At 61.9% G+C, this 13057-nt stretch carries 12 protein-coding genes; 8 read left to right on the top strand and 4 right to left on the bottom strand.

Annotated features, from left to right (window positions below; all coding sequences use genetic code 11):
* The first annotated feature begins 25 nt into the window (after positions 1–25).
* From KHO53_RS15290 to KHO53_RS15280, 3 genes are all read left to right on the top strand, one after another.
* Positions 26–397: a septal ring lytic transglycosylase RlpA family protein gene (locus KHO53_RS15290; protein ID WP_010223407.1), complete on the top strand. Its 372-nt coding sequence runs from the start codon at positions 26–28 to the stop codon at positions 395–397.
* Positions 398–459: 62 nt separating this feature from the next.
* Positions 460–1503, top strand: coding sequence for a calcium/sodium antiporter (locus KHO53_RS15285; RefSeq protein ID WP_213570627.1), 1044 nt, complete (start codon positions 460–462; stop codon positions 1501–1503).
* An 11-nt stretch (positions 1504–1514) separates the two neighbouring features.
* The gene (locus tag KHO53_RS15280; RefSeq protein WP_010223409.1) at positions 1515–1892 is read left to right on the top strand and encodes a carboxymuconolactone decarboxylase family protein; all 378 of its coding nucleotides are present in this window, start codon (positions 1515–1517) and stop codon (positions 1890–1892) included.
* 22 nt (positions 1893–1914) lie between these two features.
* Here KHO53_RS15280 and KHO53_RS15275 read toward each other — a convergent pair whose 3' ends face one another.
* Together KHO53_RS15275 and KHO53_RS15270 are read right to left on the bottom strand one after the other, a co-directional pair.
* Entirely contained in the window at positions 1915–3288 is a 1374-nt protein-coding gene (locus tag KHO53_RS15275) for an amino acid permease (protein ID WP_213570473.1), read from the bottom strand.
* A 52-nt stretch (positions 3289–3340) separates the two neighbouring features.
* On the bottom strand, positions 3341–4282 hold the full coding sequence (locus tag KHO53_RS15270; RefSeq protein WP_036993947.1) for an AEC family transporter: 942 nt from the start codon (positions 4280–4282) through the stop codon (positions 3341–3343).
* Between the two features lie 182 nt (positions 4283–4464).
* Here KHO53_RS15270 and KHO53_RS15265 point away from each other — a divergent pair, with 182 nt between their 5' ends.
* Both KHO53_RS15265 and KHO53_RS15260 read left to right on the top strand, forming a co-directional pair.
* Positions 4465–6105, top strand: coding sequence for a hypothetical protein (locus KHO53_RS15265; RefSeq protein WP_010223413.1), 1641 nt, complete (start codon positions 4465–4467; stop codon positions 6103–6105).
* Between the two features lie 14 nt (positions 6106–6119).
* Positions 6120–6311, top strand: coding sequence for a hypothetical protein (locus KHO53_RS15260; protein ID WP_036993946.1), 192 nt, complete (start codon positions 6120–6122; stop codon positions 6309–6311).
* Positions 6312–6405: 94 nt separating this feature from the next.
* Here the strand turns inward: KHO53_RS15260 and KHO53_RS15255 are convergent, their stop codons facing one another.
* Together KHO53_RS15255 and KHO53_RS15250 are read right to left on the bottom strand one after the other, a co-directional pair.
* Positions 6406–6966 carry a response regulator transcription factor gene (locus tag KHO53_RS15255; RefSeq protein ID WP_010223415.1) on the bottom strand — a complete coding sequence of 187 codons (561 nt, stop codon included), beginning with the start codon at positions 6964–6966 and terminating at the stop codon, positions 6406–6408.
* Complete coding sequence (locus tag KHO53_RS15250; RefSeq protein ID WP_010223416.1) at positions 6966–8222, bottom strand: ATP-binding protein; 1257 nt, start codon at positions 8220–8222, stop codon at positions 6966–6968. Before KHO53_RS15250 ends, KHO53_RS15255 begins: the two co-directional genes overlap by 1 nt.
* Positions 8223–8424: 202 nt before the next feature.
* Between KHO53_RS15250 and KHO53_RS15245 the strand changes: the two genes are divergently transcribed.
* The 3 genes from KHO53_RS15245 to KHO53_RS15235 all read left to right on the top strand — a co-directional run bounded on the left by KHO53_RS15245 (position 8425) and on the right by KHO53_RS15235 (position 12928).
* The gene (locus tag KHO53_RS15245; RefSeq protein ID WP_213570472.1) at positions 8425–9141 is read left to right on the top strand and encodes an SIMPL domain-containing protein; all 717 of its coding nucleotides are present in this window, start codon (positions 8425–8427) and stop codon (positions 9139–9141) included.
* Between the two features lie 314 nt (positions 9142–9455).
* On the top strand, positions 9456–11081 hold the full coding sequence (locus KHO53_RS15240; RefSeq protein WP_010223418.1) for an ABC transporter substrate-binding protein: 1626 nt from the start codon (positions 9456–9458) through the stop codon (positions 11079–11081).
* 254 nt (positions 11082–11335) lie between these two features.
* Positions 11336–12928 (top strand): ABC transporter substrate-binding protein, encoded by a 1593-nt coding sequence (locus KHO53_RS15235; protein WP_010223419.1) that lies wholly within the window; start codon positions 11336–11338, stop codon positions 12926–12928.
* Positions 12929–13057: the final 129 nt, after the last annotated feature.

Below are 13057 nucleotides of genomic sequence, written 5' to 3'. Positions count from 1 at the left end.
ACTTCACCTCGGAGCAACTGATTTGATGTGGCGTCCCCTCAGCGCACTCGCGCTCTTCACCCTGCTGGCCGGCTGCGCCAGCCACGATATCGACCCGCGCGGTTACGACCAGACCGGTACCGCCTCCTATTACGGCTCCCGTCACCACGGCAAACGTACCGCCAGTGGCGAGCCCTTCAATCAACACGGTATGACCGCCGCCCACCGCAGCTTGCCGTTTGGCTCGCAGGTCAAGGTCACCAACCTGAACAACGATCGCAGCGTCGTGGTCCGCATCAACGACCGCGGCCCGCATACCCGCGGCCGGCTGATCGACCTGTCACGCGCTGCCGCGGAAAAACTCGGGATGATCCGTAGCGGAACCGCGCGCGTACGGGTACAAAGTCTCAGCGACTGACCTGCCCCCGGAGCACGACCATTTTCGACCTGGCCGCTTTACCCACCTTCAGCCTGCTGCAACTGAGCATCGGCCTGCTGTTGCTGATCGCCGGCGCCGAGCTGCTGGTACGCGCCGCCCTGCGCCTGGCCGCCAGCCTGCAAGTACGGCCGCTGATCATCGGCCTGAGCCTGGTGGCATTCGGCAGCAGCGCGCCGCAATTGACCGTCAGCCTGCAGGCCGCCTACACCGGCGCGCCCGACGTGGCCGTCGGCAGCGTGATCGGCAGCAATATCTTCAACATCCTGGTAACCCTGGGCCTGGCTGCGCTGATCATTCCGTTGCGGGTCTCCCGGCAACTGGTGCGCCTGGATATCCCGCTGATGATCGCCGCCAGCCTGGCGGTGTATCTGCTGGCCTTCAACGAACTGCTGGGCCGGCTGGAAGGCGCACTATTGCTGTGCGGCCTGTTCGGCTACCTGGCGATGCTCTGGCACCAGTCCCGTCATCATGCCCGCACCTACCCGGCCCCCGGCCCACGCCCGCAACGTGGTAGCCGCTTCTGGCTGGGGAGCGTGCTGCTGATGCTGGCCGGGCTTGGCCTGCTGAGCATGGCCGGTCATCTGCTGCTGGAGGCGGCGGTGGAGGTCGCCCAGGACCTGGGCCTGTCGGAACGGGTCATCGGCCTGACCGTGGTGGCCGTCTGTACCTCGCTACCGGAGCTGGCCACTTCGCTGATCGCCGCCCTGCGCGGCGAGCGCGAAATCGCCGTGGGCAATGTCATCGGCAGCAATCTGTTCAACCTGCTGGCGGTGCTCGGCCTGACTGCGCTGGTCGCCCCCGAGCCCTTGTCGATCTCACCCAATGCCCTGGCCTTCGACCTGCCGGTGATGCTCGGGGTCGCGGTGCTGGCCCTGCCGGTGTTCTACTCCGGCTACCGGGTGACGCGCGCCGAAGGTCTGGTGTTCCTCTGCCTGTACCTGGCTTATGGTCTGCACGTGGTGGCCTTTACCACCGGCATGCCACTGGCCAGCCGACTTGAAAAACTGATGCTGTTCTACGCATTGCCAGCACTGGGGGCGTTGCTGCTGTACACCACCCTGCGTGCCTGGCGCCGCCAACACTAAGGAAAACAAAAATGGGCGACAACAACAAAACCGGCGAACAGGTTCGCCGCCAGGTCATGGGTGATGCCTTCGTCGATCGCGCACTGAACAACGCCACCGACTTCACCCAGCCGCTGCAGGACTTCGTCAATGAGCATGCCTGGGGCAGCGTCTGGAGCCGCGAAGGCCTGCCCTTGAAAACCCGCAGCCTGATCACCCTCGCCGCCCTCACCGCACTCAAGTGCCCGCAAGAGCTCAAGGGCCACGTGCGCGGCGCCTTGAACAACGGTTGTACGGTCGAGGAGATTCGTGAGGCGCTGCTGCACTGCGCGGTGTATGCCGGTGTCCCGGCAGCCATCGATGCCTTCCGCGCCGCCCAGGAAGTGATCGACAGCTACCAGCAGGGCTGAACGATCACTTGCGCCAAGGCCGTCAGTTGTTGACGACCGGGGCCTTCTGGCCCTTTTTCTTCAGCCAGAAGGCCACGCCCAGGGTGGCGATCCAGGCCGGGATCAACATGACCGAAATGCGGATCGGCGGGGTCAGGTACATCACCACCAGAATCAGGCCGATGAACGCCAGGCACAGGTAGTTGGTCAGCGGATGCCCCCAGCTCTTGTAGAAGGTCGACTCGCCCGACGCCTGCTTGGCGCGGCGGAACTTCAGGTGGGTGATGCTGATGCTGGCCCAGTTGATCACCAGTGCCGAGACCGCCAGGGCCATCAACAGGCCGAAGGCCTCGCCCGGCATCAGGTAGTTGATCAGCACGCACAGACCGGTGGCCAGGGCAGAAACGCCCAGGGCGGTCAGCGGTACGCCACGGCGGTTGACCTTGAGCAGGGCCCGCGGCGCGTCACCCTGGCTGGCCAGGCCGAACAGCATGCGGCTGTTGCAGTATACGCAGCTGTTGTACACCGACAGCGCGGCGGTCAATACCACCACGTTGAGGATGGTCGCCACCAGGTTGCTGTCCAGGTTGTGGAAGATCATCACGAACGGGCTGCCGCCCTGCACCACCTTCTGCCACGGATACAACGACAGCAGTACCGCCAGTGCACCGATGTAGAAAATCAGGATGCGATAGACCACCTGATTGGTGGCGCGCGGAATGCTGTGGCGCGGATCGTCGGCTTCGGCAGCGGTGATACCGACCAGCTCCAGGCCACCGAAAGAGAACATGATCACCGCCATGGCCATCAGCAAGCCGGTGAAGCCGTTGGGGAAGAAGCCGCCGTACTGCCAGAGGTTGGCCACGCTGGCATCCGGCCCGCCGTTACCACTGGCCAGCAGCCAGGCGCCAAAACCGATCATGCTGACGATGGCGATCACCTTGACCAGGGCGAACCAGAACTCCATCTCGCCATAGACCTTCACCTGGGTCAGGTTGATCAGGTTGATCACCACGAAGAAGATCGCCGCCGTGGCCCAGGTCGGAAAATCCGGCCACCAGTACTGCACATAGATGCCTACCGCTGTCAGTTCGGCCATACCGACCAGTACATAGACCACCCAGTAGTTCCAGCCAGAGACGAAACCGGCGAACTCGTTCCAGTAGCGGTGGGCAAAGTGGCTGAAGCTGCCGGCAACCGGCTCGTCGACCACCATCTCGCCCAGCTGGCGCATGATGAAGAACGCCATCAGGCCGGCAATCGCGTAACCCAGCAGCACGGCCGGGCCGGCCATCTGGATGGTCTGGGCAATGCCCAGAAACAGGCCGGTACCGATGGCGCCACCCAGGGCAATCAACTGGATATGGCGATTTTTCAACCCGCGCTGTAATCGCTCTGGGGGGATCTGTTCTTGCATGAAGTGTCCTTGAAGGTGGAAGGCAGTGTTGGCTTTATTGTCGGCACAGAATCTAGATCCAGCCGCCCCACTGCAAGAGGAAAATGCCGATATTCGTGGTTATGGCGGCCATCAGCGTGGTAATCACGATGATCGAGGCGGCCAGTTCATGGTTACCGTTGGCCGCCCGGGCCATGACATAACTGGCGGCGGCGGTCGGGCTACCGATGTACAGGAACAGGATGCCCAGTTCCGCCCCGCGAAAGCCGCAAAGCCAGGCAGCCAGGGTACCGATCACCGGCAGCCAGATCATCTTCACCAGGCTGGCGCTGACCGCCAGGCCGCCGCTTTCACGCAAGGAAGCCAGCGACAGGGTACCGCCGATGCAGATCAACGCCAGCGGCAGGGTCATCTGCGCCAGGTAATCGCCGGAGGTCAGCAACCAGTTTGGCAGCGGCACTTGCCCGTAGGCCATGGGCGTAGCCAGCAACACGCTGATGATCAGCGGGTTGCGCAGGATACTCTTGAAGATGCTCCAGGGGTCGGACTTCATGCTCGGGCTGTACACCGCCAGCACCACCGATGACAGCGAGTTGTACAACAGAATCACCAGGCCGGCGAGGATTGCCCCCAGCGAGATGCCGTAATCGCCATACATACTCGCCGCCAGGGCCAGGCCAATGACCCCGTTATTGCCGCGAAAGCCGCCCTGGGTGTAGATGCCGCGATCCTCGCGCGGGCAGCGCCACAGGGCAAAGCCCCAGGCCAGGGCAAAACTGCCCAGCGTGGCGACCACGAAAAACACCAGCAACCCGGGTTTGACCGCCGCCGTCAGGTCAGCGTGATAAATCCCGAGAAACAGCAGCGCCGGCATACAGACGTTGAACACCAGCGACGACGCGGTGTGGATGAAGCCGTCGTTGATGGCCTTGATGCGCTTGAGCAGCACGCCCATGAACAGCATGGCGAACACCGGCGCCGTGATGTTCAGCGTCTGGATAAAAAGGGCGAGCATGCAGGGTGGTCCCGATGGCTGTCGTTAGGGGGCTAATGATACGTCAGCCGCAAGTTGATGAATCGCATTCTGACGTAAGAAAAAAGAATTGTTGACGTAGGAGACAGATTGGATATGATCCAAACAACTGTACATAAATACAGTTGTTTACGGAAATCCATGACATCTCAAAGGAGTTGAATATGTCAGGTATGCAAACCGGACTGCACGCCCAAAAGGCGCTCGCCACCACCGTGGTCGCCGACCTCGATGCCCTGTTCAGTGTCGACGGTATCAAGATCCCCGGCCCCGATACCCGTATCGTGCTGGTGCTCGATGGTCACCACACGATCAAATACCACCGCCTTGGCCTGCCCGCCAAACCGCCAACCAGCGGCAAGCCGGTGCTGCGCTTCGAAGGTGGTGAACACACCGCCATCGGCGACAACACCCTGCTGCGCTTCAGCCAGGACAGCGCGCCGATCCCCGCCTGGAAAGTCGCCCTGCACCTGCCCAACGGCCTGACCCTCAGCTATGGCCAGATCGTTGCCCTGGGCGGCGACTTCTATGGTGTTCCCGAGCGGCCGATTGCCGATGGCGCCAATGCTGAAGAACGCGTCCAGCGCTTTGCCGCCGCCTTTGATTCGCTGGCCGTGCTTCCCGCCTCCCGGGAAGAAGCCGGCAAGATCCTGGCGGTCATGCAACGGGAAATCGCCGCGGCCAACCAGGCGATCAAAGACGGTCGCCAGCCCCACGAAGCCTACGATCAGTTGGGCGACACCCTCTCGGAAGAATGGAACAAGATCACCGGAGGTGGCAGCTTCGTCTCGCCGATGTTCCCACTTGGCCGCTACCTGAAACTGGCTGCGAGCAACTGGGACCACTTTGGCGAATGGGCGCTGCTGGCCTATATCGCCGGCCACACCGCCGCTCTGCGCCAGGCCGTGAAAGCACGGGCCAGCGGCGATGACGGGCAGCTGGAACTGGCCTACGCGATGAACGCCTTCGCTGACCACTTCCTCACCGACCTGTTCTCGGCCGGCCATGTGCGGGTGCCGCGCAAGGCCATCAAGGACAACGTCACCCCGGCCGACCTCGGCTCGCTGATCTCGCGCTTCATGCACGATGAAGACAGCAAGTACGGCCTGGTGCTGCGCAACGCCCAGGGCGATACCTGGCGTGGCTATGGCGACAAGCGCTACTTCGACAGCATCGATGTGGCCAACCGCAAGCAAGTGGGCCTGGCGGTGCAGAAGTCTGCCGATGAGATCTTCCAGGCGTTCGACAGCGGTAATCTGCCCGCGCCGACAGCCTATGGCGCCCTGCGCATCGCCGCCGACCTGCAGGCCGCGGTAGAGGGGCAAGTGCCGGGCAACTTCGCGCCGCTGTTCGCCCTGCGCAACGGCAAACTGATGCGCCGCGCCGACGTCAACAACCTCAATGACCCGGCGCAGATCGACAACTGGTGGGGCTGGAGCACCTACCTGCTGCTCAAGGACTACACCCCGAACACACCCGCCGGCTACCTCCAGGCCCCTGCCGGTGCACCGAGCGTGCGCGCCGACGGCTGGCAGACCCAGGTACCGAGCCAGCCGAACTGGCTGCCCGGCCATGCCGTGCGGTATGCGGTCAGTGTGGTCAACGGCCTGAATGAATCGTACATCGGCCCGTGGAGCGACTATGCCGAACTGACCGAGCGCTTCCAGCCGACCTTGACGGTGCCGGTGGACACCTCCGGCAAGTCAGTTTCGCGCAACCTGTTTCGCCAGTTCCGCGGTGGCTCGCCGGAACTGATCGCCTCGCTGGATGCGAGCACCACGACCTACATCGATCAACACCCGTGATAAGGAAATCACTCATGAGCATTACCCTGAACATTGAGCTGGCGTCGGGCCAGTCACTCAAGGATGTCCCCCTGGAACTGCTGCGCGATGGCGTAGTGATCGGCCGGGCCAAGCTGGCCGAGACGGGCAAGGTGGTGTTTGACGCCGCGCCCGGGGCCGGGCAGTTGGCAGTGAGGGTGGATCGAACGATCCTCGGCGGCAAGTAGATTCATCGCGGGGCAAGCCCGCTCCCACAGATAAGGCGCTGCTCCCGGGGTTGGCGCAGGACCTGTAGGAGCGGGCTTGCCCCGCGATTTGCGCTCAGCGCCGCACCGGGCGCTTCTGCAGTTTGCGCTGCAAGGTCCGCCGGTGCATGCCCAGGGCCCGGGCCGTAGCGGAGATATTGCCTTCATGCTCGGTCAGCACGCGCTGGATGTGCTCCCACTGCAGGCGGTCGACCGACATCGGGTTTTCCGGCACCAGGCTGTCGAGGTCGGCATGCTCGGAGAGCAATGCGGCCAGCACATCGTCAGCATCGGCCGGCTTGCACAGGTAGTTGCAGGCACCGCGCTTGATCGCTTCAACCGCCGTGGCGATGCTCGAGTAACCGGTGAGGATCACCACGCGCATTTCCGGGTCCAGCTCCAGCAGCTTGGGCAGCAGTACCAAACCGGAATCGCCGTCCATCTTCAAGTCCAGCGTGGCGTAGTCCGGCACGTCGTCCTGGGCGATTTTCAGGCCCTCCTCGGCAGAACCTGCGGTGCTCACGCGAAAGCCGCGGCGACTCATCGCCCGGGCCATCACCCGGGTAAAGGTGGCGTCGTCGTCAACCAGCAACAGGTGCGGCAGCTCTTCGCCTTCAACCTGGATTTCATCACTCATCACACATCTCCTCGCGCGTCACGCGGCAGGCGCAGCTCGGTGAGCGTACCGCCTTCTTCATGACTATAGAGTTTTACCGAGCCGCCAGCACGGGTCACGCTGGCCTTGCTCAAGAACAGGCCCAGGCCGAAGCCTTTGCCCTTGGTGGTAAAGAAGGGTTTGCCGATCGATTCGGCAATCGCCGCCGGCACGCCGGGGCCATGGTCACGGATGCTGATCACCATGTCCTGGGCATCCCAATCCAGGCGTACTTCCAGATCATCCGGGCAGGCATCGGCGGCGTTGTTCAACAGGTTGAGCAGGGCCTGGGTCAGGTCCGGCGGCGGCGCCAGGCGTGGCACGCTACCCTGGCCCAGGCGCTGGAAGCGGTAACTGGCTTCCGGGCGCATCAGGTGCCAGCGGTTGAGCGCCTCGTCGAGCCAGAAGGTCACTTCCTGGTTCTCGACGGCCAGGCGCCGGTTGGCTTCGGCGGCGCGCACCAGATTCTGCAGGGTTTCCTTGCACAGTTTGACCTGATCCTGCAGCACCGCCAGGTCTTCCTGCAGCAGCGGGTCGCTGTGGTCCTGGCGCATTTCCTTGATCAACACGCTCATGGTCGCCAAAGGCGTGCCCAGTTCATGGGCGGCGCCCGCCGCCTGGGTAGCCACGGCCAGCAGTTGCTGGTCACGCAGCCCCTCCTCCCGGCGCTCGGCGCGCAGTTGTTCCTGGCGGCGCAGCTCTTCGGCCATCTTCGCGGCGAAGAAGGTAATCACCGCGGCGGCCAGGGCGATACTCAGCCACATGCCGTAGACCTGCATCTTCTCCCGGGCCATGGGGAAGGTTTCCAGCGGGTAGAACTGCACCAGCAGCAGGCTGTAGGCCGCCAGGGCGATACCGGAAAGGATCAGCGAATAGACCCAGGGCAAGGTCACCGCGGCGATGGCCAGTGGCACCAGATAGTAGGACACGAAGGGGTTGGTCGACCCCCCCGAGTAATACAGCAAGGCACTGTGGATCAGCAGGTCACAGGCCAGCTGGAAGGCATACTCCAGCTCGGTGACCGGCAGCGTAAGACGCAAGCGCAAGGCCGTGAAGGCGCACAGCAGCATCGACAGGCCAAGGGTGATGACCAGCGACAGCCACGGCAGCGGCAGCAGTTCGGTCCAGTAGGCGACACCGACCGAGCCGGCCTGGGCGGCAAGCACCAGGATGCGGATGAAGGTCAGGCGCCAGAGGTTCTGACGGGTTGCAGACAACATTTGTACGGGGGCGAGCATGAGCTCTCCTGATGAGTGCTCCAGGCGAATCGTCGCGAGTATACCGAAGCTGTGGCCTGGTCTGCAGTGATGCGGCAAAGCGCCACACTTTTTTACACAACAATGATGGCCATTTTGAACCTCACTACACTGTTGCCAGTCTTATGGGCCTGCGCACACTGCTTCTGTTCAGTGTTCGCGCCTCAATTTCAAGGAGTCATACATGTTTATCACCCGCAGCAGCGCCGCCCTGGTCATGGCCACCAGCTTGCTTGCCAGCCTTCCGGCCCTGGCTGAAGAAGCCCCTCGCTACAACCAGATTTCGCTGCGCGCCGAAGTCAGCAAGGAAGTGGCCCGCGACCTGATGGTCGTGACCCTGTACAGCGAAGCGCAGAATACCGACCCGGGCAAGCTTGCCACGCAAATCACCGAAACCATGAACAAGGCGGTGAAACAGGCCCGCGAAGTCAAGGACGTGAAGATCAGCCAGGGCAGCCGCAACAGCTATCCGATCTACGACAACAAGGGCCAGAGGATCACCGGCTGGCGTGAGCGCGCCGAACTGCGCCTGGAAAGCGCCAACTTCCCGGCCCTGTCGCAACTCACCGGTACCCTGTTGCAGGACCTGAAAATGGGCGGCATGGACTTCTCCATCGCCCCGGCCACGCGCAAGACCAGCGAAGACGAGTTGCTCAAGGATGCCGTCAGCGCCTTCAAGGCCCGCGCCCAACTGGCCACCGAAGCGCTGGGCGGCAAAGGCTACAAAGTGGTCAACCTCAACCTCAACAGCAGCGGCTACCCGCATCCTTATGCCCGTAGCGCGCCGATGATGATGAAAGCCGGCATGGCCGAAGACGCTGCTGCCGTTCCAGAAATCGAGGCGGGCACCAGCCAGGTGACCCTCAGCGCCGACGGCACCATCGAAGTCCAGATGCCTTAAACAACGTTACTTTTCTGCTGTTTCGCGGCAGCTTCGGCTGCCGCGAACCCTGTTACTCGTAGCACCTCACGCCCCAATTTAGTGCAAAGACTGACTCGATATAGAGACAACGTCTTCGAAATACACTGAAACACCCCCTCGCAAACGATCAACTCCATAAAAAATTATACGGATGCGACATTCTTGTACGTTCGTCCCACTGTTTTCCGTCACACATCCCTTTGAGTGTTGCATTGGGTATGGGGCCTGCATAAGTATCCGCAGGTCGGCTCACAAGGCCCCCTCAAATCAAAAATGACAACAATGAGGCCACCATGCTCAAACACGCGGTCATTCCGTTTCTGGTCGGCGCAGGCTTGCTTGCCGGCGCCCCCTCTGCCCTTGCGGCGACTAACCTGGTGTTTTGCTCCGAAGGCAGCCCTGCGGGCTTCGACCCTGGCCAATACACCACCGGAACCGACTTCGATGCCTCAGCCGAGACAGTCTTCAACCGTCTGAGCCAGTTCGAGCGTGGCGGCACTGCGGTCATCCCGGGCCTGGCAACTCGCTGGGACATTTCCGAGGATGGCCTGACCTATACCTTCCACCTGCGTGAAGGGGTCAAGTTCCATACCACCGATTTCTTCAAGCCGACCCGCGAATTCAACGCCGACGACGTGTTGTTCACCTTCAATCGGATGCTCGACAAGGACATGCCGTTCCGCAAGGCATACCCCACCGAGTTCCCGTACTTCACCGACATGGGCATGGACAAGAACATCGCCAAGGTCGAAAAGCTCGACGATCACACGGTCAAGTTCACCCTCAATGGCGTCGACGCCGCCTTCATCCAGAACCTGGCCATGAGCTTCGCCTCGATCCAGTCCGCCGAATACGCCGACCAGTTGCTCAAGCAGGGCAAGCCCGCCGACATCAACCAGAAACCGATCGGCACCGGCCCGTTCGTGTTCAGCAAGTACCAGAAAGACGCGCAGATCCGCTTCAAGGGCAACAAGGACTACTGGAAGCCTGACGATGTGAAGATCGACAACCTGATCTTCGCCATCACCACCGATGCCTCGGTGCGCATGCAGAAGCTCAAGAAGAACGAGTGCCAGGTCACCCTGTTCCCGCGCCCGGCCGATATCGAGCCGCTGAAGAACGACCCCAACCTGAAGATGCCTGACCAGGCCGGCTTCAACCTCGGCTACATCGCCTACAACGTGATGGACAAGATCAAGGGCAGCAACCAGCCCAACCCGATGGCCCAGCTCAAGGTCCGCGAAGCGCTGGACATGGCGGTGAACAAGCAGCAGATCATCGACTCGGTGTACCAGGGCGCCGGCCAGCTGGCGGTCAACGCCATGCCGCCGACCCAGTGGTCCTATGACACCACCATCAAGGACGCCAAGTACGATCCGGAAAAAGCCAGGCAACTGCTCAAGGAAGCCGGCATCAAGGAAGGCACCGAGATCAACCTCTGGGCCATGCCGGTGCAACGTCCGTACAACCCCAATGCCAAGCTGATGGCCGAGATGCTGCAGTCGGACTGGGCCAAGGTCGGCATCAAGGCCAAGATTGTCAGCTACGAGTGGGGTGAGTACATCAAGCGCTCCAAAGGCGGCGAAAACGGCGCCATGCTGATTGGCTGGAGCGGCGATAACGGTGACCCGGACAACTGGCTGGGCACCCTGTTCGGTTGTGATGCCCTGGAAGGCAACAACTTCTCCAAATGGTGCTACAAGCCGTACGACGACCTGGTCAAGCAAGCCAAGGCCACCTCCGACCAGGCCAAGCGCACCGAGTTGTACAAGCAAGCGCAACACATCCTCAAAGAACAGGTTCCGATGACACCCATCGCTCACTCGACGGTGTATCAACCTATGCGTTCAACCGTACAGGACTTCAAGATCAGCCCCTTTGGCTTGAACTCCTTCTATGGGGTCAGCGTGACCAAGTAGCAGCCAAACGGATCGGCCCCGCGACGCCACACGGCACCCGGGGCCGCAACCTGATGGCCTGGCAGGTCAACCGCTAGCGCATCGACAAGGAAACGTCGCCCGCTCTATCGGATACCTCCTACACACCTCTGCGCAATCGCACCTATCTGCAACGCCCTGATGGACCTACCGTCAAGGGTGCAGCGTAGTCGGCGCGATTCGTACAGCTGTGCGCCATGGACCACGTGAAAAACAACAAGAGAGAAGGGATTGTCATGCGCCACACTCCGATTTATGCGGCATTGCTGGGCCTTGGCCTGCTCGCCCAGGCCCCTACCAGCCTGGCCAACAACCTGGTGTTCTGCTCCGAAGGCAGCCCGGGCGGTTTTGACACGGCGCAGTACACCAGCGCCACCGACAACGACGCCGCCGAACCGATCTACAACCGCCTGGTGGAATTCGAACGAGGGGCGACGGCCGTGAAGCCAGCCCTGGCGAAAAGCTGGGAGGTTTCCGACGACGGCCTGACCTACACCTTCCACCTGCGCGAAGGGGTCAAGTTCCACAGCAACAAGGCTTTCACTCCCAGCCGCGACTTCAACGCCGACGACGTGCTGTTCACCTTCAACCGGATGCTCGACCGCAACCACCCGTTCCGCAAGGCCTACCCCACCGAGTTTCCCTACTTCGTCAGCATGAGCCTGGACAAGAACATCGCGCGGATCGAGACGACCGACCCGATGACCGTGGTCTTTACCCTCAACAGCGTCGATGCCGCTTTTGTGCAAAACCTGGCGATGAACTTTGCCTCTGTACTCTCGGCCGAATATGCCGAGCAGTTGATGACGTCGGGGCGCCCCAGCGACATCAACCAGAAGCCGATCGGCACCGGCCCGTTCGTGTTCCAGCGTTACCAGAAGGACTCGCAGATCCGCTACCGCGGCAACAAGGACTACTGGGACCCGAGCCAGGTGAAGATCGACCAGTTGATCTTCTCGATCAACACCGACCCGTCGGTGCGCATCCAGAAGCTGCGCAAGAATGAATGCCAGGTCACCCTGCACCCGCGCCCCGCCGATCTCAACGCCCTGAAGAGCGACCCGAAGCTGCAGGTCATCGAAAAGCCCGGTTTCAACCTCGGCTACATCGCCTACAACGTGCGGCACAAACCCTTCGACCAGCTCGAGGTGCGCCAGGCCATGGACATGGCGATCAACAAATCGGCCATCGTCAAAGCGGTGTACCAGGAGGCTGGGCAGCTGGCGGTGGGCAGCATGCCGCCGACCCAGTGGTCCTACGACGACAGCATCAAGGATGCCGATTACAACCCGGACAAGGCCCGCGAATTGCTCAAGGCCGCCGGGGTCAAGGAAGGCACTGAAATCACCCTCTGGGCCATGCCTGTCCAACGCCCGTACAACCCCAATGCCAAGCTGATGGCCGAAATGCTCCAGGCCGACTGGGGCAAGGTCGGTCTGAAAGTGAAGATCGTCAGCTACGAATGGGGCGAATACCTCAAGCGCACCAAGGACGGTGAACACGACATCTCGCTGATCGGCTGGACCGGCGACAACGGTGACCCGGACAACTGGCTGGGCACCCTGTACAGCTGCGACGCGATTGGCAGCAACAACTACTCCATGTGGTGCGACCCGCAGTACGACGCCCTGGTCAAGAAAGCCAAGACCATCACCGACCGCGAGCAACGCACCGTGCTCTACAAACAGGCGCAGCAGCGCCTCAAGCAACAGTTGCCCATCACCCCGATCGCCCACTCGACGGTCAACCAGCCGCTCAGTGCCAAGGTCGTGGATTTCAAGGTAAGTCCTTTCGGGCGCAACAACTTTTCAGGCGTCAGTACCGAATAAAAACCGACTTCTCCCTCGGGGGTGCGCATCGCCCTCGCAGGAGAACTCAGCCTGAAGATGCTCGATTGCCCTACAGCAAACGTTTGCAACCCTTGTTCCATCCGGCAAGACGCCCAGCTCAAAAAGCCA

The sequence above is a fragment of the Pseudomonas sp. RC2C2 genome, assembly GCF_018390435.1.
GTDB lineage: Bacteria > Pseudomonadota > Gammaproteobacteria > Pseudomonadales > Pseudomonadaceae > Aquipseudomonas > Aquipseudomonas donghuensis.
Note: the sequence above shows the minus strand (reverse complement) of the source record. Positions and strands in the feature narration are given on the sequence as shown.

Bases quoted from the DNA above. Each gene is read 5' to 3' on its own strand.
- KHO53_RS15290 (WP_010223407.1), top strand. From the start codon at position 26: ATGTGGCGTCCCCTCAGCGCACTCGCGCTCTTCACCCTGCTGGCCGGC.
- KHO53_RS15280 (WP_010223409.1), top strand. From the start codon at position 1,515: ATGGGCGACAACAACAAAACCGGCGAACAGGTTCGCCGCCAGGTCATG.
- KHO53_RS15275 (WP_213570473.1), bottom strand. From the start codon at position 3,288: ATGCAAGAACAGATCCCCCCAGAGCGATTACAGCGCGGGTTGAAAAAT.
- KHO53_RS15270 (WP_036993947.1), bottom strand. From the start codon at position 4,282: ATGCTCGCCCTTTTTATCCAGACGCTGAACATCACGGCGCCGGTGTTC.
- KHO53_RS15265 (WP_010223413.1), top strand. From the start codon at position 4,465: ATGTCAGGTATGCAAACCGGACTGCACGCCCAAAAGGCGCTCGCCACC.
- KHO53_RS15260 (WP_036993946.1), top strand. From the start codon at position 6,120: ATGAGCATTACCCTGAACATTGAGCTGGCGTCGGGCCAGTCACTCAAG.
- KHO53_RS15255 (WP_010223415.1), bottom strand. From the start codon at position 6,966: ATGAGTGATGAAATCCAGGTTGAAGGCGAAGAGCTGCCGCACCTGTTG.
- KHO53_RS15250 (WP_010223416.1), bottom strand. From the start codon at position 8,222: ATGCTCGCCCCCGTACAAATGTTGTCTGCAACCCGTCAGAACCTCTGG.
- KHO53_RS15245 (WP_213570472.1), top strand. From the start codon at position 8,425: ATGTTTATCACCCGCAGCAGCGCCGCCCTGGTCATGGCCACCAGCTTG.
- KHO53_RS15240 (WP_010223418.1), top strand. From the start codon at position 9,456: ATGCTCAAACACGCGGTCATTCCGTTTCTGGTCGGCGCAGGCTTGCTT.
- KHO53_RS15235 (WP_010223419.1), top strand. From the start codon at position 11,336: ATGCGCCACACTCCGATTTATGCGGCATTGCTGGGCCTTGGCCTGCTC.